Raw genomic sequence first — 20,431 nt, forward strand, 5'->3', positions numbered from 1 at the left:
GCCTCCTCGCCTTGCCGCACCCCGTCGCCCGGCGCAATCTCCGAGGGCACCGAGGGGGTTCTGCATGCCGAGCATCCGCACCGACGACGGCGTCGATATCAGCTATATCGAGGCCGGCTCCGGCACGCCGATGGTCTTCGTGCATGAATTCGCCGGCGATGCGCGCTCCTGGGAGCCGCAGATGCGCTTCTTCTCCCGCCGTTACCGCTGCGTCGCCTTTTTCGCCCGCGGCTATTCTCCCAGCGGCATCCCGACCGATCCCGGGGCCTACAGCCAGGACCGCGCGACGGACGACATCGCCGCCGTCATCACCGCGCTGAAGCTGGCGCCGGCGCATGTGGTGGGCCTCTCCATGGGCGCCTTCGCCACGCTGCATCTCGGCCTGCGGCACCCGCACCTGGCCCGCAGCCTCGTCGCCGCCGGCGTGGGCTACGGCGCCGAGCCGTCCAGGCGCGTCCAGTTCCAGGCCGAGATCGACGCCTCCATCGCCAAGCTGCGCGAGATGGGCATGGAGAGATTCGCCACCATCTACGCGCATGGCCCGACGCGCCTGGTCTTCGAGGAGAAGGACCCCCGCGGCTTCGCCGAGTTCGAGGCGCAGCTCGCCGCCCATTCCACCGAAGGGTCCGCCCTGACCATGCAGGGCGTCCAGCGCGAGCGCCCCTCGCTCTTCGAGCTCGAGGCCGGCTTCCGGAAGATGGCGGCGCCGACCCTGATCGTCGCCGGCGACGAGGACGACCCCACGCTGGAGCCCGCTCTCTACCTCAAGCGCACCATCCCGGGCGCGGCGCTCGTGGTCCTGCCGAAATGCGGGCACACCATGAACATCGAGGATCCCGACGCCTTCAACCGCGCGGTGCTCGACTTCGTGACGGCGGTGGACGGCGGCTCCTGGCGCAGCCGCATTCCGGCCAGCCTCTCCGGCGCGATCATCGCCGCCAGGCCCTGATCGGCAGCTTCAATACCTTTACGACGAAGCCTTTCAGGCGCAGACTGAGCGCGTTGCGACGGATGACCAGCGAATGAGCGATAAGAGACCGCAGATCAAGCTCGGCCTGTCCATGGCAGGACACGGCTATCACCACAGCGCCTGGCTCCATCCGGATGTCCCGCCCGACGGAATCAGCAGCTTCGACTTCTACCTGAACCTGACGCGCACCGCCGAGCGCGGCCTCTTCGACATGGCCTTCCTGGCCGACTTCGTCACCTTCTCGATGATCGACACGCCCAGGGGCGCCAGCGGCCGCAGCGTCCGCGGCGGCAATTTCGAGCCGCTGACCCTGCTCGCCGCCCTCGCGCCCATGACGACGAACATCGGCCTCGCCGCCACCGCCTCCACCACCTTCGGCGTGCCCTTCCACGTCGCCCGCGCCTTCTCCTCCATCGACCTGCTCAGCAAAGGGCGCGCGGCCTGGAACGTCGTCACCTCCTACCAGGACGAGGAGGCGATGAACTTCGGCTCCTCGGCGATCCTGGCCAAGGCCTCGCGCTACGAGCGCGCCGAGGAGTTCGTGGATGTCGTCCTCGGCCTCTGGGACAGCATGGCGCCCGATGCCTATCTCTACGATCGGCAGAGCGGCCTGCTCTTCGATCCCCAGAAGGTCCGCACGCTCAACCACGAGGGGAAGCACTTCAGGGTCCGCGGTCCGCTCGGGACGCCGCGCTCCGTCCAGGGGCGGCCCATCATCATCCAGGCCGGCGCCTCGGAGGAGGGGCAGGAGCTCGCCGCCCGCACCGCCGACGTCGTCTATTCCGTGCAGCCCACGCTTCCGGGCGCGGTGAAGTTCTATGCTGGCCTCAAGGCGCGCATGGCCAAGTACGGCCGCCAGCCCGACGACATGAAGATCATGCCCGGCCTGCTGCCGGTCATCGCCGGCACCGAGACGGAGGCCAAGGCCAAGTTCCGTGCGATGCAGGAGATGATCGACCCCTATGTGGGGCTGCGCTACCTCAGCGCCCTCTTCGGCGACCTGTCCGACTATCCCATCGACGGCCCCGTGCCCGACCTCCGGAAGGACAAGGAGCTCGCCACCCGCGCGCAGATCATCCTGAACCTCGCGCGCGAGAACAACTGGTCCATCCGCCAGCTCTTCCAGCGCACGGCCATCGGCAACACCCACAACGTCGTCGTCGGCACGCCCGAGCAGGTCGCCGACGCGATGCAGGAATGGATGGAGGCCGGCGCCGCCGATGGCTTCAACGTGCTGCCGGCGCTCTCGCCGCCCAGCCTGGTCGAGTTCGTGGACCAGGTGATTCCGATCCTGCAGAAGCGCGGCCTGTACCGCAGGGAATACGAGGGCACGACGCTGCGCGCGAACCTCGGCCTGCGCGAGCCCCCCTCGGCGCATTGAGGGCCTGAGGCGGCACGGGCGGCTGCGAGAGGGCTTCGCCCCCTCGCGCTCCCCCACCAGGGGCCAGTGGGCCCTGGACCCCGGTACATGGGAGTTTGGGAGAGGGCATCGCACAACCGCATGTTCGGCGGTTGCTCCGCGCCCTCTCCCAAACTCCCATAAGTCATGGTTTCCAAAGGCCTCTCGGCCTTTGGTAGGGGGTGCAGGGGGACGAAGTCCCCTTGCACGCCACCCGCACTGCCTCGAGACCACAATGTTGCCTGGAGGCTCCGCGGGACCTAGGCTCGCCGGAATGGCCCGGACAAATGGCGGCCTTCCAGGAGGACATCGGATGGGGCACATCGCCGCCACCGGCCTGATCGACTGCGACATCCACCCCGCCGTGCCCGGCATGAAGGCGCTGCTCCCTTATTTCGATGCGCATTGGCAGGAGGTCATCGACGCCCGCGGCGTGGATGGGCTCGACCTCAGCTACTACCCGCCCAACGCGCCGGTCAGCGCGCGCCCGGACTGGCGCGTCCCCGGCCGCAAGGCGGGCTCCACGCTGGCCGACATGCAGGCCCAGGCGCTCGATGCCTTCGGCATCAGCCGCGCCATCCTCAACTGCCTTTATGGCGGGCCGGCCATGTACAGCGCCGACCTCGGCGCCGCGATCTGCCGCGCGACCAATGCCTGGATGGCGGCCGAATGGCTCGACCGGGACGACCGTCTCCGCGCCTCCATCGTCATCCCCCTCCAGAACGTCGAGCTCGCGGTGGACGAGATCGAGCGCTGGGCGCCGGACCGCCGCTTCGTGCAGATACTGGTGCTGGGCGCGCATGAGTCGCTGCTCGGCCAGCGCGTGCATTGGCCCATCTACAGGGCGGCCGAGAAGCACGACCTGCCCATCGCCATCCACGCCGGCAGCGCCATGCGTCATGCGCCCACCGCCAATGGCTGGCCCTCCACGCTCTACGAGGACCATGTCAGCTTCGCCCAGACCTTCCAGAGTCAGCTCCTCAACCTCATCGCCGAGGGCGTCTTCACCAAGTTCCCGGCGCTGCGCGTGGTGCTGCTGGAATCCGGCATCTCCTGGCTGCCGAGCTTCTTCTGGCGCGGCACCAAGATGTGGCGCGGCCTGCGCAAGGAGATCCCCTGGGTGGACGCCTCGCCGGCCGCCATCGTGCGCGACCGCGTGCGCTTCTCGCTGCAGAGCTGGGACCTGCCGCAGGATCCTGTTCAGCTCGACCAGCTCCTCGAGCAGATCGGCGCCGACGATATCTTCCTCTTCTCGACCGACTACCCGCACTGGCGCTTCGACGGCGGCGACCCCACGCGCGGCCTGCCGCCCGCGCTGCTGGCCAAGGCCCTGCGCGAGACGCCGCTGGCCACCTATCCCCGCCTGAAGGAGACCGCGTGATGAGCAGTTCGACCCTGCAGGCACCGGCGAAGCCGAAGGATGCCGCCATCACCCTGGTGGATTGCGACATCCATCCCACAGTGCGGTCCCTCAGGAGCCTCTACCCCTACATGCCCGCCCGCTGGCGCGAGCATCTCGACGCCTATGGCCAGCGCTTCCGCCAGGCCTTCGTGGCCTCCACGCCCTATCCCAAGGCCACGCCGCAGCTCGCCCGCCGCGACGCCTGGCCTGAGGACGGCAGCCCGCCCGGCTCCGACCTCGCGATGATGCAGCGCCAGCACCTGGACGCGAACGGCATCGACCGCGGCCTGCTCTTCCCGCTCTTCCCGCGCGCGCTGGACGAGCGGAACATCGACTGCGCCCATGCCGTCTGCCGCGCCATCAACGACTGGCAGATCGCGGAGTGGACAGGGCCCGAGCCGCGCCTGCGGGCCACCATCACCGTCATGGACGAGGACCCCGACGGCGCGGTCGCCGAGATCGAGCGCTGCGCCAGGATCAAGGGCTTCGCGCAGGTCGCGATGGCGACGCGCTCGACCGAGCCGCTGGGCCGCCGCCGCTACTGGCGCATCTACGAGGCCGCCGCGCATCACGGCTTTCCGCTCGGCCTGCACAATTCCGGCACCAACGGCCATGCGGTGACGGGCGGCGGCCCGCCCTCCTTCTACTTCGAGGAGCACCAGGCGGTCTCGCTGAGCCTGCACGCCATGGTGGCCAGCTTCATCCTGGAGGGCGTGCTGGAGCACCTGCCGGAGCTCAAGATCGTCGTGGTCGAGGGCGGCTTCGCCTGGGCCGCGCCGCTGGGCTGGCGGATGGACGGGCTCTTCGACCGCTTCCGCGGCGAGGTGCCCTATCTGAAGCAAAAGCCTTCCGAATACCTGCGCCGCAACTTCTGGTGGACCACCCAGCCCATGGAGGAGCCCGAAAAGCCCTGGCACCTGCGCCAGATGCTGGACTGGATGGGCTGGGACCGGATCGTCTTCGCCTCGGACTACCCGCACTGGGATTCGGACGACCCCCGCCACGTCTTCAAGCTCCGCATGAGCGAGGCGGAGCGGCACGGCGTCTTCGCCGGCAACGCCCAGGCGATCTACGGGGACCTGCTGGCATGAGCGCGGCCGTGATGACGCGGCACGTCGTCGCGAAGGTGGGCGAGATCCCGGACAGGGGCAGCAAGCTGGTGGAGGTGAAGGGCCGGCCGATCGCGCTCTTCCATGTCGGCGGCGAGTACTTCGCCATCGGCAACACCTGCCCGCATGAGGGCGGCAGCCTGTGCCGCGGCCGGCTGATCGGCCTGGTCCGCTCCAGCGAGCCCGGGACCTACGAGCGCACGCGACCCTTCGAGATGCTGCAATGCCCCTGGCACGGCTGGGAGTTCGACATCCGCACGGGGCAGTCCTACTGCGACCCGCACAGCATCCGCGCGCGCGCCTATGCCGTCACCGTCAAGGACGGCGCGGAACTGGCCGAAGGGCCCTATGTCGCCGAGACCTTCCCGGTCTCGGTGGAGGACCAGTACGTCCTCATCGAGATGGGTGCTGGACGGAACCGCTCCGCAGGCGGAACATCCGGACAGCAAGAGGAGGAACGACAATGACCCCCACCCGCAAGCTCCGGGAACTGCTGGCCGAGCCGCGCATGGTCCGTGCCCCCGGCGTCTATGACGGCATCACCGCCAAGCTCTCCGAGCAGGCCGGCTTTCCCGCCCTCTACATGACCGGCGCCGGCACCTCGGCCGCGCGCGGCTTTCCCGATTTCGGGCTGCTGAGCCTGTCCGAGATGGCCGGGAACGGCGAGGTCATCGCCCGCTCCGTGACCGTGCCCGTCATCGCCGATGCCGACACGGGCTACGGCAACGAGCTCAACGTCACCCGCACCATCCGGGAATACGAGCGCGCCGGCCTCGCGGGCCTGCACCTGGAGGACCAGGTCTTCCCGAAGAAATGCGGCCACCTCGACGACAAGGAGGTGATCCCGCGAGACGAGTACATCGCCAAGGTCCGCGCCGCCGTCGCCGCCCGCCGCGATCCCGACTTCCTGATCATCGCCCGCACCGATGCCGGCGCGGTGCTCGGCTGGGACGAGGCCATCGCGCGCGCCAACCTCGCGCTGCAGGCCGGCGCCGACATGGCCTTCGTCGAGGCCGCGCGCTCGATGGAGGAGGTCGCCGCCATTCCGAGGCTGGTGAACGGCCCCTGCCTGCTGAACATGGTGCGCGCCGGCAAGACGCCCGACCTGGCGCTGGGCGAGGCCGAGGCCATGGGCTATCGTCTCACCATCATGCCGAGCCTGCTGCTCAGCACGATCATGATGGCCTGCGACGAGGTGCTGCGGCAGGTGCGCGAGACGGACGCGCCGCCCTCCTCGAAGGGCGTGCCCTCGGTGCGCGAGCGCTTCCGGCGCTGGGGCGCCGATGAGTGGGACGCGCTGCGCACGCGCTTCCGGGATCCGGTGGTGGCGAAGGCGGCGGAGTAGGGCCTGTACCAGGCCTTTGCAGGGCTCGACATCGCCCTGCGGCCCACCGAATGCGAGGGCGTCCTCAGCCTCCACTTCATGCGATTCAGGCTCGGAGAGATCGACGTCACCGAGCCAAATCCGGCAGTCCAAACCGTCAGGGATGTCTCCGGACACCCGTCAACCATCTCTCCGATCTGGACAGGAGGCGAAGCCCCCTCAAGCCCGCGCCCGCAGCGGAAACCGCAGATCCCAGGTCACGCCTCCCTCCGGGAAGGCCAGCTCGACCGCGCCGTCCACCGCATGCGCGACCGCCCATTCGATCACGTCGCGTCCGAAGCCGCGCCGGCTGCTCGGCCGCACCTGCGGCCCGCCCGACTCCCGCCAGGACACCCGGCACTCCGTCTCCGTCCTCTCCCAGGCCAGCCGCACGCGGCCGCCGGGCACCGAGAGCGCCCCGTACTTCGCCGCATTCGTCGCCAGCTCGTGCAGCGCCATCCCGATATGCAGCACCGCCGCGTTCTCCAGCGGCACCGGGGGGCCCGCCAGCTCGATCTGCTCCTCGTGATAGGGCGCGAGCTGCGAGCGCGCCACCTCGTCCAGTGTGGCGAGCTGCGCGCCCTCGCGCACCAGCAGCTGCTGCGCCCGGGCCATCGAGTGCAGGCGCTCGGAGAAGCGCTCGACCAGCTCCTCGATCGTGGCCGTGCCCTTGGCCGTCTGCCGCAGCACGGCCTGCACCACCGCGAGCAGGTTGCCCACGCGGTGGGTCACCTCGTTGTGCAGGAAGCGGATGCGCGCCTCGCTGGCCTTCTGCGTGGTGATGTCCACCGCGCCGCCGATCAGCCCGGGCCCCTCGCGCAGCGGCTCGAGGGTCAGGTCGAACCACTGCTCGCCCACCTGCACCTGGGCGCGGGCCGGGGTGCCCGTGGCGATCACGCCGCGCTTCAGCGCCTCGACCTGGGAGAGCGGCGGCTCGGGCAGGATCTCGGCCTCGGTGCGGCCGATGAAGTCGCTGGCGGGACGGCCGAGCTCGTCCTTGCTGATCCAGGTGAAGACCAGGTCCTCGTCCTGGGTGAAGACCGTGACGCCCGAGGCCGCGAGCGCGGTTTCGAAGCGGCGGTTCACGGCGGCCAGGCTTTCCGTCCGCTCGGCCACGCGCCGCTCCAGCGTGGCAGCGAGCTCCGTCAGCTCCGCCTCGCGCCGCTCCAGGGCCCGGACCAGTGTGTTGCGCTCGGCCACTTGGCGCTCCAGCGCCGCATTGGCCTCGCGCAGCGCCGCGGGCGAGGGCAGGGCGATCGCCTTGGGCAGCAGCGGCCAGAGCAGCACCGCCGTCACCAGCGAGACGGCCGCCGTCGCGACCTTCACCAGGCCCTCCAGCCAGTAATAGGGCTGCCACAGCGTCAGGACGGAGAAGACGTGCGTCGTGCCGCAGAACAGGATGAAGGCGGCGAAGAGCCAGACGACCCAGCCGAACTCCACGTCGCGGCGGCTGCGCAGGAAGGCCATCATGGCCAGCGGGATCGAGAAGTAGGACAGCGCGATCAGCACGTCGGAGACCGTGTGCAGCCAGATCAGCCCGGGTTCCCAAAGCAGGCAGAAGCCATGCGGCGTCAGCTCCGACGGCTCGAACAGGCTGCGAATCAGGTTGCCCATGGTTTCCCCGCGACTCACTGGTGCTGAAAACATAGACCAGCGGTTGAAAAGGCCGGGGGTCAATCCATCAATCGGTTGTGCCCAGGATCACCGAAACGTTCTGGCCGCCGAAGCCGAAGGAGTTGGAGAGCGCGGCCCGGAACCGATGCGAGCGGGCAACGGGAACCGTGTCGAGGCCGAGCTCGGGATCCACGTCGTCCTGGTTGATGGTGGGCGGCAGGACTTGGTGGCGCAGCGCCAGCAGGCAGATGGCGGCCTCGATCGCGCCGGCCGCCGAGAGCGTGTGGCCGATCATCGACTTGGTGGAGCTGATGGGCGGCGGCGTGTCGCCGAACAGCATGCGGACCGCCTGCGCCTCCATCCGGTCGTTCTCGGGCGTCGAGGTGCCGTGGGCGTTGATGTAGCCGATGTCCTCGGGCGCAAGCCCGGCATCGTCCAGGGCGCGCTGCATGCAGCGGACAATGGCCGCGCCATCCGGCGAGGAGCGGGTGCGGTGGAAGATGTCCGCCGCCTCTCCCGCGCCCAGCACGTAGCCGAGGATGGTGGCGCCGCGCGCGCGGGCGTGGTCCTCGTCCTCGAGGATCAGCGCGCCGGCGCCGTCGCCCATCACGAAGCCGTCGCGCGTCAAGGTGAAGGGGCGCGAGGCGGCCTCGGGCGGATCGTTGCGAGTGGAGAGCGCCTGGAGCAGGCCGAAGCGGATCAGCGTCTCGGGCTGGAGGCTGGCATCGCTGCCGGCCGCGATGGCCTTGGATGTCTCGCCGCGGCGGATCGCCTCGATGGCGAGCTGGATGGCCGAGCCGCCGGAGGCGCAGGCGGTGGTGACCACCTGGGGCACACCCGTCGTGCCGAAGCGCTCGGCGAGCCGGGTGGAGGCGCCGCCGAACAGGAACTCCTCGTAGAGCGGCATGGCGCTCGGCGCCTTCTCCAGCAGCTCCGGATAGTTTTGGGCGTGGAAGGAAAGGCGCTGCGGCCATTCGATCTCGACGGGCGGCATGCCGATGGCGAGCGGGCCGCCGAAGGGCGCCTCCAGGCCGGACTGCGCCAGCGCCTCGGCGATGGCGAGCCCGCCCAGCCGCTCGACGCGCGCGGCAGTGGTGAAGGTGCGGTCCTCATCCTCCGGGAAGTCCACGCAGCCGGCGATGGTGGCGCGCATGCCCGTCGTGTCGAAGCGCGTGATGTGCCGGATGCCGGAGGTGCCGGCCGTCAGCGCGGCCCAGTTCGCGTCGGTGCCGAAGCCGAGCGAGGTGACGAGGCCGATGCCGGTGACGGCGATCCTCATGTGGGGGTCTCCAGAAGGGCCACGGCCTCGCCGCGCCATTGGCCCGTGCCGGTGACCAGCACCTGGGACGCCCCGGCGGAGACGGCAAGGGCGCCGAGCGCGAGCCCGGCGGGGAAGGCGGCCTCGACGGAATGGCCGATCAGGTCGGCGGCAAAAAGGTCGGGCGCGGCGCCGAGGGCGGCCAGCTCGTCGCGCGTGGGGGCTGCGCCGCCGGTCGCGGTGGAGATCACGAGGCAGCCCGTCCGGCGCTCCGGCAGGCCGGCGAGCAGCGCTGCCAGCCGTGCCGGCCGTGTCTGCGACCCGCCCTGGTCGGTGGCGATGTGGGAGAGGATCGCCAGCGGCGCGACGGCCGTCGCGGCCGGCTCCAGCGTCAGGAAGGCGGCCGCGCTGCCGAAGACGATGCCCTGGCGCTGCGGCAGCGGTTCCCACGGGCCGCGATGCAGCGCGCCGCCCATGGCGTAGAGCATGAGCTGGTCCCACCGCTCCGCCGCGAAGGCGGCGCCGACCAGGCCGAGATCCGAGCTTCCGGCCGCGACACGCGCGGCGAGGACCCGCACCGCCTCGGCACCGGCGATCTCCTCGCCCAGCAGGGTGCGCGAGGAGCCGGCGACGTTGTGGGTGATGGAGATGGAGCCGGCGAGCAGGTTGGAAAGCTGCGCGAGGAAGAGCGTCGGCCGCAGCCCGTCCATCAGCATGCGGTGCAGGGCGGCCTCGTCCGGACGTACCGCGAGGATCTGCTCGTCCAGCGCCGTGTCGCGCTCGCCGCCGCCGGCGGCCACGACGAGGTCCATGTCGGCCACGCGGTCGCGCAGCCCGGCATCGTCGATGGCGAGGCCAGCCGCATAGACACCGAGGCGCTGCCAGGTCTCCATCTGCCGGAACTCGCGGCGGGGGATGGCCTTGTCGAAGGGCAGGGGCGCCAGCGGGTGCACGGGGTAAGGGGCGAAGCGCGCCTCTTCCAGGATCGGCGACGCGCCCTTCAGCAGCGCGGCATGCGCGGCGCGGCCCTCGCCATGGGAGGAGGCGAGGCCGATGCCGGTGATGGCGACAGGACGTTTCAAGACGGGGCGCCTCACGCGGAGAGGCCGATGACGGCGGCGCGGGCGCGCACGCCGGCCTCCAGCTCGGGCGAGGGGAAGGCCATGGTCCGCAGGGTCAGCTCCGCCTCGGCCACGCGCGTGGCCCCTTCCGCGAGCGTGCCCTTCAGCACCGCGTAGCCGGAGCCGTCATGCACGAGCTCGGCCGTCACGGTGAGGGACGCGCCCGGCTTCACCATCCCGCGCAGCTTCGCCTCGCCGACCTTGGCGAGCAGCGCCATGCGGGTGAAGCCGCTGCGGGCCAGCATCAGCCAGCCGCAGGCCTGGGCCATGGTCTCGACCATCAGCACGCCGGGCATGAGGGGAAATCCGGGAAAGTGGCCCTCGAAGACCGGGCTCGCCTCCGGCACGCGGGCTTCGGCGACCAGGCGATCCTCCTCGCGGGAGACGACCCGGTCGATCATCTCGAAATATTCCAGGCGCAAGGGGCAGGCCTGCCAATTCTCAACTTTGTTTCGCGGCCACGAGTTCCTCGATGCGCTCAGCGAGGGGGCCCATGACGAAGAACTGCTCGGCCGGGGCCTTGCCGCTGTTCACCTGCTCGGTCCAGGCCTCGACCGGCACCTTGATGCCGAAGCGCTTGTCGATCTCGAAGACGATGTCGAGGAAGTCGAGGCTGTCGATACCGAGGTCGTTGATGACGTGAGCCTCGGGCGTGATCTTGGCGCGGTCGACGTTGGCCGTCTCCGAGATGATGTCGGCGATGGTCTCGAAGGTCTGGTCAGGCGCGGCCGGGCTCATGGCGGCGGACTCCGGGTGGAGGGGCAGGGGTGGCAGGGTTTGGCGCGGATGGGCACGGCTGTCCAGACGGGCGAATCCCCAGGGGGAATCCAGGGGGAATCTAGTCCCGGTCAGGCGCGCCGAGGGGGAACATGTGCCGGTAGGGCCGGCCCTCATCCACCGCCCGGGCGAAGGACGGCCGGGCCAGGAGGCGGCGCCGGTAGGCCAGCAGATGCGGGAAGGCCTCGGGAATCCTGTGCGTCCAGTCGGCATAGAAGAGGGCGGGCGCGGCGCTGCAATCGGCCAGGGTGAAGGCGTCGCCGGCGGCCCATTCGCGGCCGGCCATCACGCCGTCGAGCCAGGCATAGGCGGCCTCCAGCATCTTCCGGGCCTCGGCGACGCCACGAGGGTCGCGCTCGGCCTCCGGGCGGAGGGCGTCGAAGACGATCCTCTGCTGCGGCGTCTGGATGTAGTTGTCGAAGACGCGGTCCATCCGCCGGACCTCCAGCGCGGCGCGGGAATCGGCGGGGATGAAGCGCGTGGGACCGGGGTGGAAGAGGTCGAGATGCTCGATGACGAGGCTGGTCTCGAACACCGCCTCGCCGTCGTCGACGAGCACGGGGAAGCGCATCAGGGGCCAGAGCGCGGCCAGCTCCTGCGCGGCCCCCGGATCCTCCAGGTTGCGATAGGCGAAGGGCGTCCCGTTCTCGTAGAGCGCCGTCAGGGCCTTCCAGCAGTAGGATGAGAGCGGGTGCGCGTAGAGCGTGAGGGCCATGAGAGCCTCCCGGACCGGTTGCGTTGAGCAATCGGTTGTGTCCTACCAAAGTGATCCTATTTTGCAACTGGTTTGAGGAAGGCATTGGGATTGCGCTCGGGCTGCCCCATCAATCTGACGCTGGAGATGCTGGGCGACCGCTGGAGCCTGATCGTCATCCGCGACGTCATGTTCGGGAATCGCCGCCACTTCCGCGAGCTGCTGGGCCATTCCGAGGAGGGCATCGCCTCCAACATCCTGGCCAACCGGCTTAAGCGCCTCGTCGAGGCCGGGCTGCTGAGCCGCGAGGGCGACCCCAGCCACAGGCAGAAGGCGATCTACAGCCTCACCGAGCCCGCCATCCAGCTTGTGCCGCTGCTGGCGCAGATGGGCGCCTGGGGCCGGCGGCACAGGCCCGTCTCGGAGGAGCTCTCCATCCGCGCGGAGCTGCTGGAGGAGGGCGGGCCATCCCTCTGGGCCGAATTCATGCAGGAGCTGCGCGCGATGCACCTCGGCGCGCCCGGGCCCGTTCCTTCGGTCTTCGCGCGGCTGCAGGCGGCCTATGAAGACGTCGTCATGCGGCGGCGTGCAACCTCGGTCTGAGCGAGCGGGTTCTCCCGGCTGAGCGGCCTCCGGGCCGAGAGAGGGAGTTCCGCATGGCCTATGTCGACGGTTTCATCCTGGCGGTCCCGAAAGACCGGCTCGAGGACTACAAGGAGCTAGCCCGCCAGGCCGGCGAGGTCTGGAAGGAGCACGGCGCGCTCGACTACGTGGAATGCGTGGGCGACGACGTACCCTATGGCGAGCTGACCTCCTTCCCGCGCGCGGTCCAGGCCAAGGAGGACGAGACGGTCGTCTTCTCCTGGATCACCTATGAATCCCGGGAGCAGCGCGACGCGGTGAACGCCAGGGTCATGGCGGATCCGCGGATCAAGCCGGCGATGGAGGAGATGCCCTTCGACGGCAAGCGCATGATCTACGGCGGATTTTCTCCCTTCCTGCGGCTCTGAGGCGAAGGCGGGAGCGTTCCCGTTGACAGGGGTGTCGTTATTATATAGCTATATAGAAATATAGCGATGAGGTGATGCCCATGATGGCCGCACAGCAGCTCGATCTCGTCTTCGGCGCCCTCGCGGACCCCACGCGGCGCGCCATCCTGGCGCGGCTCGCCGAGGGCGAGGCGACGGTGAACCAGCTCGTCACGCCCTTCCGGCTGAGCCAGCCGACCATCTCGAAGCACCTGAAAGTGCTGGAGCATGCCGGCCTCGTCTCGCGCGGCCGCGAGGCGCAGTTCCGCCCCGTGCGGCTGGAGGCCGCGCCGCTCGCGGCCGCGGAGCAATGGATCGGCGACTATCGCCGCTTCTGGGAGGCGAGCTTCGACCGGCTCGACACCCTCGTGCGGGACTTGAAGAGGAAGGAGGACGACCATGGCTGAGGATCTCGGCTTCACCATCACCCGCGACTTCGACGCGCCCGCCCGGCTGGTCTTCGAGGCCTGCAGCAGGCCCGAATACCTTATGCGCTGGTTCGGGCCGGTGGGCTGGCCGCTCACCCTCTGCGAGGTGGATTTCCGCGTGGGCGGCCGCTGGCGCTTCGCCATGACGGGGCCGAGCGGCGTGCAGAACACGCCCTTCGGCGGCACCTATCTCGAGATCATGCCCTACGAGCGCATCGTCTTCGACAACACCTTCGAGATGCCGGGCGCGGAGACCATGGTCATGACCTTCTCCTTCGCGGAGAAGGACGGCCGCACGCGCCTGACCCACCACACGCTCTTTGCCTCGGCGGCCATGAAGGCGGGGCATCTGGGCATGGGCTTCGAGGCCGGCACGAGTTCCGCCTTCGACCAACTCGCCGAGCTGGTCCGCAGGACGGCATGATTCACGCGGGCCGCGATGCCGCCGCCAGCCGGACGGCGAAGCCGATGAGCAGCCCGGCGAAGACCCCGCGCTGGAGGCGCTCCAGCGCGGGGCTCCGCGCGATCCGGCGGCCCAGCGAGGCGCCGGTCGCGACATAGGCCAGATCGAAGCCGAGGCCGGTGCCGACGAGGATCGCGCCCAGCAGCGCGAATTGCGCGCCGAGCGCGCCCAGGAGTTTCGCCAGGCGGTGGTGGACCTGCCCGAGGTCGTCTCCTGCCACTTCGTCTCCGGCGAGGCGGATTTCCTCAGGCAGGTCGTGGTGCCCGACCTCGCGGGCTACGAGCGCTTCCTGCTCGACATGCTTCTGAAGCTGCCGGGCGTGGCCGACATCCGCAGCAGCTTCGCCATCCAGACGGTGAAGGCCAACGTGCCCTTGCCGCTGCGGCACCCTGCCTTAGAAGAGTCCATTCTGGCGACGCAATGTGCGGTCGGTCGGACATTCCGTGACGGGTGCCTGGGATCGCGGCAGCTTTTCCCTTGTCGCGCGGCGGCCCGCGTCTACCCTGCGGCACGCACCATCGCCGGGATCGCCGCATGCGCCGCCGCAGCCTCGCCCTCACCCTGCTCGCCCTCGCGCCCGGCGCTGCCGCCGCCCAGACGATCGCCGCCCAGACGATCTCCCGGGACGTCCGCCTGATCGTGCCCTTCGCGCCGGGCGGCACGGTGGATCTCGTGGCGCGCATGCTCGGCGAGGCGCTGGGGCCGCGGCTCGGCGGGCGCAACGCGGTGGTCGAGAACCGCTCCGGCGGCGGCACCTTCATTGCCATGCAGGCCGCGGCCAATGCGCCGGACGGGCACACGCTCGCCCTCTCCGCCAGCGCGGTCCTGGCCACGGCGCCGGTGCTGCCGGGCTTCACCATGCCGCTGGACACCGACCAGGCGCTGGTCCCGGTCACCAACCTGATCCGCGTGCCGATGGTGCTGGTGGGCCGGCCCGATGCGCCCTACCGCACCCTGCCGGAGCTCATCGCCTATGGCCGGGCCAATCCGGGCAAGCTGAACATCGGCAATTCCGGGCTGGGCGGCCAGACGCACCTGCTGGCGGCGCGCTTTGGGCATGAGGCGGGCGTCGCGATGGAGCAGATCCAGTATCGCGGCGGCACACCGGCGCTGCTCGATATCCTCGCCGGCAATGCGGACCTCTATTTCTCCCTTCTGCCGGAATCGCTGCCCTTCATCCGGGACGGCCGGCTGCGCGCGATCGCCTTCGTCTCCGCCGACCGCAATCCCACGCTGCCCGACGTGCCGCTGGCGCGCGAGACCCTGCCGGGCTTCACCGGCGACGTGGGCTACGGCGTGGTGATGTCGGCGGGGACGCCGCCGGAATGGGTCACCTTCTGGAACGCCGAGCTCAACCGCGTGATGGGCGACCCCGCGTTTCAGCGGCGGCTGGAGGAGCGCTTCCTCGTGCCGGTGAACGGCACGCCCGAGGCCTATCGCGAGGAGATCATGAGCGACCGGCGGATCTGGGGCGAGGTCATCCGGGCCGCGAACATTCGCGCGGGAAGCTAGCTCTCCCCCGCATGTGAGAGTGGCCGGGCGACGTCCTCCAGCGACCTTCCCTCGGCGGCGAAGCCCAGCTTCCACTCCGTCCCCGCCGCCAGCAGCATCAGCGCGGCGCCGAGCAGGTAGCCCCACATGATGTCCGTCCGCTGGCCCCCCTGGATCAGCCAGCCGAAGAGCGTCGGCCCCACCACGCCGCCCACCGCCGTGCCGAGGGCGTAGAACAGCGCGATGCCCATGGCGCGCATCTCCAGCGGGAAGCTCTCGCCCACGGTGAGATAGGCGGCCGAGGCTGCGGCCGAGGCGAAGAAGAAGATGACCGTCCAGGCCGCCGTCTGCTCCCAGGCCGAAAGCCAGCCCTGGGCGAAGGCGAAGCCGGTCGCGGCCATGAGGATGCCGGCGATCCCGTAGGTCGCGGTGATCATGATCCGCCGACCGATGCTGTCGAAGAGATGCCCGAGCGTCAGCGGCCCCATCAGATTGCCGAGCGCGAAGGGCAGCATGAACCAGCCGATATGCTCGGATGCGATGCCGTAGAACTTCGTCAGCACCAGCGCATAGGTGAAGAAGACCGCATTGTAGCAGAAGGCCTGGCAGGCCATGAGCACCACGCCCAGCACAGCGCGCTCGGGATAGGTGCGGAAGAGCGTGACCGCCACCTCGCCCAGCGTGGTGTGGCTGCGCGGGTTGATCGGGATGGGCGCGCCCTCGATGGGGGGCAGGGGGCCGGTCTCCCGCGCCACCCATTCCTCGATGTCGCCCACGATCTTCTCCGCCTCTTCCTTCCGGCCGTGCGTCATGAGCCAGCGCGGGCTTTCCGGGATCCAGCGGCGCAGGAAGAGCACGGTCAGCGACAGTGCGCCGCCGATGCCGAAGGCCAGCCGCCAGCCGATCTCCGGGTCGATCACGGCGGGGTCGAGCAGCACGACCGAGGAGAGCGCTCCGATCGCGGCACCGCCCCAGAAGGTGCCGTTGACGGCGAGGTCGGTGGTGCCGCGCCGCCGCGCCGGGATGAGCTCCTGGATCGCCGAATTGACCGCGGAATACTCCCCGCCGATGCCCGCGCCGGTGAAGAAGCGGAAGATCGCGAAGGACCAGAAGTCCCAGGAGAAGCCGGTCGCGATGGTGGCGGTCAGGTAGACCAGCACGGTCAGGGTGAAGAGCTTCTTCCGGCCGAGACGGTCGGCCAGCCAGCCGAAGAGCAGGGCGCCGAGCACCGCGCCCAGCAGATAGGCCGAGGCGGTGAGGCCGACCTGCGTCTCCGTGAGGCTCAGGCTCGGCGAGTTGTGGATCGCGCCCGCGAGCGAGCCGACCAGCGTGACCTCCAGCCCGTCCAGGACCCAGGTGACGCCGAGCGCGACCACCACCAGCCAGTGGAAGCGGCTCCAGGGCAGCCGGTCGAGACGATGGGGAATGCGGGTGGTGAAGGTGGCGGACATGCTTGGGGGAGAAGCGGCCGAAGCCGGTAAGGTTGCCTATCCGCCGCCCGGCCGGCTCCGCAGGAAGGCCCGGCCGCGGGGCGAGAGGCGGTAGCCGAGCGCCAGGCTCTCGGCCAGGCCGAGTTCCTTCAATCGGCGAACCTGCGCCTTGAGCGTGTCGCGATCGACGCCCAGGGCCTCGGCGATCTCCCTAGAGGCGACGCCCTCGCGCTCCGCGAGAAGGCGGAGCGTCCGGAGCGTCCAGGGCGAGGCGGCCTCCATCCCCGACAGCTTTTGCGCGATCCGGGCCAGCTCGTCGCCGCCGAGCTCCGATTGCTCACGAAGCGCCGCGCGCGGGTCGGGACCGGCGAGGCGGAAGGCGATGCGATAAAGCGGCGCGGCGCGCTGGGCCTCCAGATCCCGCATCAGCGCGGCCCGGTCGGCGAAGCCGGCGCGCCGGGCCTCGGCCTCGCTGGCATGCTCGACACGGTCCACGGCCTCGATGGCCAGGATTCCGACGGAGGTGCGCAGGGTGCCGCCGGCCCTGACCGTCGGCCTTGACCAGCGGCGGAAGGCGAGGGTGACCGTCCCGGCCCGGATGCCTTCCAGCACCGCGGCCCGGAACAGCATGGGTCAGAACCGCTCTGGCCGGTACGGCGCGGGGTCCACGAAGGGCCTTTCGCCCGTCATCATCTCCGCCACCAGCCGGCCGGTGGTCGGGCCCAGGGTCAGGCCCTGGTGGCCGTGCCCGAAGGCGCACCAGACGCTCTCGTGCTTCGGCAGCGGGCCGATGACCGGCAGCATGTCCGGCATGCAGGGGCGGACGCCCAGCCAGGGCCTGTCCTCCACGCGGCCGGCCAGCGGCAGGAGCTTCCGGGCCACCGGCTCGGCGCGCTCGAGCTGGATGGGCGTCGGCGCTGCATCGGTGCCGGCGAATTCCGCGCCGGTGGTGAGCCGCACGCCCGCGCGCATCGGCATCAGCGCGAAGCCGGCATCGGTGTCGATGATCGGTCGGTTCAGCACGGCATTGCCCTGCATGCCGTAGTGGTAGTGATAGCCGCGCTTGCCGAAGATGGGCGGCGCATAGCCCAGAGGCTGCGTCACCTTCGGCGCCCAGGCGCCGAGCGCGACGACGGTGCGCGCGGCCTCGACGGGACCGTCCTGGGTCTGGACCTTCCAGCCCGATCCGACGGCCGCCAGCGTCGTCGCGTCGCCCGTCGCGAAGGCGCCGCCTTCCTCCAGGAAGCGATGGAAATAGGCGAGGGTCAGCGCATGCGGATCGCTGACCGAGAGCGGGTCCGTCCAATGGAGCGCGCCGGCCCGCTCGACCAGCAGGTGCGGCTCCGCGGCCGCCAGCGCCTTGCCATCGAGCACGGCGAAATTCACGTCGTGGTCGCGCTTGCCGATCTCGGCGGCCGCGGCGGCCGCCTCGAGCCCGGCCGGATCGCGGAAGAGGCGCATGAAGCCGATGGGCCGCAGCAGCGCCATCGCCTCGGTGCCGCGCGCCAGCGCCAGGTGCTCGTCGAGGCAGGTCCGGATCAGGGCCGACCAGGCCAGCACCACCTGCGCGTAACGCGCGGGCTCGGAATGCCACCAGTAGCGCAGCAGCGGCGAGGCGTAGCTGGGCAGATCCAGCGGATGGTAGGAGACGTCCACCGCCTTGTTGCGCGCGATGCGCAGCAGCTCGGAGAAGGAGCGGGGGAAGGCGTGGGGATAGACCGCCTCGCGTTGGATCAGCCCGCCATTGCCGAAGGAGGCGCCCTCGCCGGGGCCCTGGCGGTCGACCAGCACCACGTCGCAGCCGCGGCGGCGCAGGTGCAGCGCGACCGAGACCCCGACCATGCCCGCGCCGAGCACCATCACCGATTCCGCCATTCACCGACTTCCCCAGGCCTCGCGGCGCGACCGCCCGCGCCATCTCCGGTATGCGCGAGGGGCGAAGGGGTGGCAACGCGCTGGCCGTCCAAAATCCACCGGTTGTTTCGAAGGGGTGCCGAGGCCACATCGGGGACCGAACCTTCCAACCCAGCAAAGGACATCCGATGACCGAACGTGCCGTACTCGCCGGTGGCTGCTTCTGGGGCATGCAGGACCTCATCCGCCGCTACGACGGCGTGATCTCCACGCGTGTCGGCTACACCGGCGGCGACGTCCCCAACGCGACCTACCGCAACCACGGGACCCATGCCGAGGCGATCGAGATCATCTTCGACCCCGCCAGGATCAGCTACCGGCGGCTGCTGGAGTTCTTCTTCCAGATCCACGACCCGACGACGCGCAACCGCCAGGGCAACGATGTCGGCCTCAGCTACCGCTCGGCGATCTACTACACGAGCGAGGAGCAGAAGCGCGTCGCCCTGGACACGATCGCCGATGTCGAGGCCTCCGGCCTCTGGCCGGGCAAGGTCGTGACCGAGGTGGCGCCGGCCGGGCCCTTCTGGGAGGCGGAGCCCGAGCACCAGGACTACCTGGAGCGGATTCCCAACGGCTACACCTGCCACTTCATCCGGCCGAACTGGAAGCTGCCGATCCGCGCCAGCGCCGCGGAGTGACGCATGAGGGCGCGGAGCGATCCGCGCCCTTCCGGTGTCAGCCCCGCGCCACCGCCGGGCGAAGCCGCGTCGCGACCAGCGAGGCGGTCGCGAGCAGGATCACCGCGGCGCCGTAGACCTGCGCCGTCGCGGCCAGGCCGAGATGCGGCGCCGCCAGCCCGGCCAGGATCGCGGGCAGGCTGAAGGCCAGGTAGCACTGCACATAGAAGGCGGCGAGCAGCCCGGCCCGCTCGCGCGGCCCCGCCAGCGGCAGGATCGTCCGCGATGCCCCGAAGAAGACGGCGCCCAGCCCCGCGCCCGAGAACACCGCGCCCGCCAGCATGAGCGGCACGAGGCACAGATGCGCGCCGAGCAGCGTCGTCGCGACGCCCAGGATCAGCGATCCGGCGCCGGCCGCCAGGACGCGGCTGGCCGCCCATCCGCGGAACAGCAGGACCGCGCCGGCGGCGCTGAGGGTCAAGGTCGCCACCACCGTGCCGCCGACCATCGGCGAGGTCAGCCCCGTCGCGGCCCGCACCAGCGAGGGGATGAGCGACAGATAGAAGCCGCCGAAGGACCAGGCCGCCACGTTGGCCGGCGTGACCGCGAGCAGGGCGGCCCTCGCGTGCGACGGCACGGAGATGTGCGGCGGCAGCGAGGCCCAGGCGCCCGGGCGCCGCGCGCCGGTCTCGGGCATCCACCAGACCGCGACGGCCTGCACGGCGAAGGCGGCGAGCAGGATGTAGAAGACCAGTTGCGTCGGCGCCGGCGCGAAGCTCGCCAGCGCGCTCGCGCCGAGCGCGCCCAGGGTCATGCCGGTGAAGGGCGCGACGCTGTTGACCAGCGGGCCGCGCGCGCGGTCGGCGTCGAGCAGCGCCGCGCCGATGGTGCTGGCCGCCGCACCCGCGGAAAAGCCCTGGACAATGCGCGCGGCGATCAGCCCCTCGGGCGAGCTCGCATGGGCGAAGATCCACATGGAGGCCGCGCTCGTCAGCAGGGAGGCGAAAATCACCGGCCGCCGCCCCACATGGTCGGAGAGCGAGCCCACGGTGAGCAGCGCCGCGAGCAGGCTCAGGGCATAGACGGCGAAGATGAGCGTCAGCGTGACATGCGCGAAGCCCCATTGCTCCTGGTAGAGTCGGTAGAGCGGTGTCGGCGCGGTGGAGCCGGCCAGGATGGTGCCGAGGGCGATCGCGCCGAAGACCGTCATGGCCCGGGGCGAGGCGCCGGCCTTCGGAGGGGCGGCGCAGAGGTTGGTGCTGGACATGGGCGGGAGCGATCCCTTATCGCTAAGAATTGGCTTTAAGCGATATGGGTGCCCTTCTGCGGCTTAAAGCTAATTATTTGCGTTAA

24 protein-coding genes are annotated in these 20,431 nt (G+C 70.3%); 13 read left to right on the forward strand and 11 right to left on the reverse strand.

Annotation, left to right across the window (positions count from 1 at the left end):
* Positions 1 to 64 precede the first annotated feature (64 nt).
* The 6 genes from AC1ROY_RS17360 to AC1ROY_RS17385 all read left to right on the forward strand — a co-directional run bounded on the left by AC1ROY_RS17360 (position 65) and on the right by AC1ROY_RS17385 (position 6,225).
* Complete coding sequence (locus AC1ROY_RS17360; RefSeq protein ID WP_493150112.1) at positions 65 to 949, forward strand: alpha/beta fold hydrolase; 885 nt, start codon at positions 65 to 67, stop codon at positions 947 to 949.
* Between the two features lie 73 nt (positions 950 to 1,022).
* Positions 1,023 to 2,351, forward strand: coding sequence for an LLM class flavin-dependent oxidoreductase (locus AC1ROY_RS17365; protein ID WP_493150113.1), 1,329 nt, complete (start codon positions 1,023 to 1,025; stop codon positions 2,349 to 2,351).
* 331 nt (positions 2,352 to 2,682) lie between these two features.
* Positions 2,683 to 3,750: an amidohydrolase family protein gene (locus AC1ROY_RS17370; protein ID WP_493150114.1), complete on the forward strand. Its 1,068-nt coding sequence runs from the start codon at positions 2,683 to 2,685 to the stop codon at positions 3,748 to 3,750.
* Positions 3,750 to 4,862 (forward strand): amidohydrolase family protein, encoded by a 1,113-nt coding sequence (locus AC1ROY_RS17375; RefSeq protein WP_493150115.1) that lies wholly within the window; start codon positions 3,750 to 3,752, stop codon positions 4,860 to 4,862. Before AC1ROY_RS17370 ends, AC1ROY_RS17375 begins: the two co-directional genes overlap by 1 nt.
* Positions 4,859 to 5,347 (forward strand): Rieske (2Fe-2S) protein, encoded by a 489-nt coding sequence (locus AC1ROY_RS17380; protein ID WP_493150116.1) that lies wholly within the window; start codon positions 4,859 to 4,861, stop codon positions 5,345 to 5,347. The genes AC1ROY_RS17375 and AC1ROY_RS17380 overlap by 4 nt, the downstream gene beginning before the upstream one ends.
* Positions 5,344 to 6,225 (forward strand): isocitrate lyase/PEP mutase family protein, encoded by an 882-nt coding sequence (locus AC1ROY_RS17385; RefSeq protein WP_493150117.1) that lies wholly within the window; start codon positions 5,344 to 5,346, stop codon positions 6,223 to 6,225. The genes AC1ROY_RS17380 and AC1ROY_RS17385 overlap by 4 nt, the downstream gene beginning before the upstream one ends.
* A gap of 198 nt (positions 6,226 to 6,423) precedes the next feature.
* Here the strand turns inward: AC1ROY_RS17385 and AC1ROY_RS17390 are convergent, their stop codons facing one another.
* The 6 genes from AC1ROY_RS17390 to AC1ROY_RS17415 form a co-directional block, all read right to left on the reverse strand.
* Positions 6,424 to 7,857 carry a sensor histidine kinase gene (locus tag AC1ROY_RS17390; protein WP_493150118.1) on the reverse strand — a complete coding sequence of 478 codons (1,434 nt, stop codon included), beginning with the start codon at positions 7,855 to 7,857 and terminating at the stop codon, positions 6,424 to 6,426.
* A 67-nt stretch (positions 7,858 to 7,924) separates the two neighbouring features.
* On the reverse strand, positions 7,925 to 9,136 hold the full coding sequence (locus AC1ROY_RS17395) for a beta-ketoacyl synthase N-terminal-like domain-containing protein (RefSeq protein WP_493150119.1): 1,212 nt from the start codon (positions 9,134 to 9,136) through the stop codon (positions 7,925 to 7,927).
* Positions 9,133 to 10,197, reverse strand: a complete 1,065-nt coding sequence (locus AC1ROY_RS17400) for a beta-ketoacyl-ACP synthase (protein ID WP_493150120.1) — start codon at positions 10,195 to 10,197, stop codon at positions 9,133 to 9,135. Before AC1ROY_RS17400 ends, AC1ROY_RS17395 begins: the two co-directional genes overlap by 4 nt.
* An 11-nt stretch (positions 10,198 to 10,208) precedes the next feature.
* Positions 10,209 to 10,637: a 3-hydroxyacyl-ACP dehydratase FabZ family protein gene (locus AC1ROY_RS17405; RefSeq protein ID WP_493150121.1), complete on the reverse strand. Its 429-nt coding sequence runs from the start codon at positions 10,635 to 10,637 to the stop codon at positions 10,209 to 10,211.
* 40 nt (positions 10,638 to 10,677) lie between these two features.
* Entirely contained in the window at positions 10,678 to 10,974 is a 297-nt protein-coding gene (locus tag AC1ROY_RS17410) for an acyl carrier protein (RefSeq protein WP_131547376.1), read from the reverse strand.
* A gap of 100 nt (positions 10,975 to 11,074) precedes the next feature.
* On the reverse strand, positions 11,075 to 11,728 hold the full coding sequence (locus AC1ROY_RS17415; protein WP_493150122.1) for a glutathione S-transferase family protein: 654 nt from the start codon (positions 11,726 to 11,728) through the stop codon (positions 11,075 to 11,077).
* 90 nt (positions 11,729 to 11,818) lie between these two features.
* Between AC1ROY_RS17415 and AC1ROY_RS17420 the strand changes: the two genes are divergently transcribed.
* From AC1ROY_RS17420 to AC1ROY_RS17435, 4 genes are all read left to right on the forward strand, one after another.
* Complete coding sequence (locus AC1ROY_RS17420; RefSeq protein ID WP_493150123.1) at positions 11,819 to 12,310, forward strand: winged helix-turn-helix transcriptional regulator; 492 nt, start codon at positions 11,819 to 11,821, stop codon at positions 12,308 to 12,310.
* A gap of 53 nt (positions 12,311 to 12,363) precedes the next feature.
* Positions 12,364 to 12,717 (forward strand): DUF1428 domain-containing protein, encoded by a 354-nt coding sequence (locus AC1ROY_RS17425; RefSeq protein WP_493150124.1) that lies wholly within the window; start codon positions 12,364 to 12,366, stop codon positions 12,715 to 12,717.
* 80 nt (positions 12,718 to 12,797) lie between these two features.
* Positions 12,798 to 13,142: an ArsR/SmtB family transcription factor gene (locus AC1ROY_RS17430; protein WP_493150125.1), complete on the forward strand. Its 345-nt coding sequence runs from the start codon at positions 12,798 to 12,800 to the stop codon at positions 13,140 to 13,142.
* Positions 13,135 to 13,587 carry an SRPBCC domain-containing protein gene (locus AC1ROY_RS17435; protein WP_493150126.1) on the forward strand — a complete coding sequence of 151 codons (453 nt, stop codon included), beginning with the start codon at positions 13,135 to 13,137 and terminating at the stop codon, positions 13,585 to 13,587. Before AC1ROY_RS17430 ends, AC1ROY_RS17435 begins: the two co-directional genes overlap by 8 nt.
* A gap of 1 nt (position 13,588) precedes the next feature.
* Here the strand turns inward: AC1ROY_RS17435 and AC1ROY_RS17440 are convergent, their stop codons facing one another.
* Entirely contained in the window at positions 13,589 to 13,846 is a 258-nt protein-coding gene (locus AC1ROY_RS17440; RefSeq protein WP_493150127.1) for a hypothetical protein, read from the reverse strand.
* On the opposite strand from AC1ROY_RS17440, the gene AC1ROY_RS17445 reads away from it, so the two are divergent.
* Both AC1ROY_RS17445 and AC1ROY_RS17450 read left to right on the forward strand, forming a co-directional pair.
* Positions 13,814 to 14,263 (forward strand): Lrp/AsnC ligand binding domain-containing protein, encoded by a 450-nt coding sequence (locus tag AC1ROY_RS17445; protein WP_493150128.1) that lies wholly within the window; start codon positions 13,814 to 13,816, stop codon positions 14,261 to 14,263. The genes AC1ROY_RS17440 and AC1ROY_RS17445 overlap by 33 nt on opposite strands.
* A complete protein-coding gene (locus AC1ROY_RS17450) occupies positions 14,161 to 15,138 on the forward strand; it encodes a Bug family tripartite tricarboxylate transporter substrate binding protein (RefSeq protein WP_493150129.1) in 978 nt (325 codons plus the stop codon). Before AC1ROY_RS17445 ends, AC1ROY_RS17450 begins: the two co-directional genes overlap by 103 nt.
* On the opposite strand, the gene AC1ROY_RS17455 is transcribed toward AC1ROY_RS17450, so the two are convergent.
* The 3 genes from AC1ROY_RS17455 to AC1ROY_RS17465 are packed head-to-tail and all read right to left on the reverse strand — an operon-like array spanning position 15,135 to position 18,422.
* Positions 15,135 to 16,568: an MFS transporter gene (locus AC1ROY_RS17455; RefSeq protein WP_493150130.1), complete on the reverse strand. Its 1,434-nt coding sequence runs from the start codon at positions 16,566 to 16,568 to the stop codon at positions 15,135 to 15,137. The genes AC1ROY_RS17450 and AC1ROY_RS17455 overlap by 4 nt on opposite strands.
* A 36-nt stretch (positions 16,569 to 16,604) precedes the next feature.
* Complete coding sequence (locus tag AC1ROY_RS17460) at positions 16,605 to 17,177, reverse strand: MarR family transcriptional regulator (RefSeq protein ID WP_493150131.1); 573 nt, start codon at positions 17,175 to 17,177, stop codon at positions 16,605 to 16,607.
* Between the two features lie 3 nt (positions 17,178 to 17,180).
* Positions 17,181 to 18,422: an NAD(P)/FAD-dependent oxidoreductase gene (locus AC1ROY_RS17465; RefSeq protein WP_493150132.1), complete on the reverse strand. Its 1,242-nt coding sequence runs from the start codon at positions 18,420 to 18,422 to the stop codon at positions 17,181 to 17,183.
* A gap of 167 nt (positions 18,423 to 18,589) precedes the next feature.
* Between AC1ROY_RS17465 and msrA the strand changes: the two genes are divergently transcribed.
* Positions 18,590 to 19,099: a peptide-methionine (S)-S-oxide reductase MsrA gene (gene msrA, locus AC1ROY_RS17470; protein ID WP_493150133.1), complete on the forward strand. Its 510-nt coding sequence runs from the start codon at positions 18,590 to 18,592 to the stop codon at positions 19,097 to 19,099.
* Between the two features lie 37 nt (positions 19,100 to 19,136).
* Here the strand turns inward: msrA and AC1ROY_RS17475 are convergent, their stop codons facing one another.
* A complete protein-coding gene (locus tag AC1ROY_RS17475) occupies positions 19,137 to 20,345 on the reverse strand; it encodes an MFS transporter (protein WP_493150134.1) in 1,209 nt (402 codons plus the stop codon).
* Positions 20,346 to 20,431 lie beyond the last annotated feature (86 nt).

It is taken from the genome of Roseococcus sp. GW821-FHT12F05 (assembly GCF_058806835.1).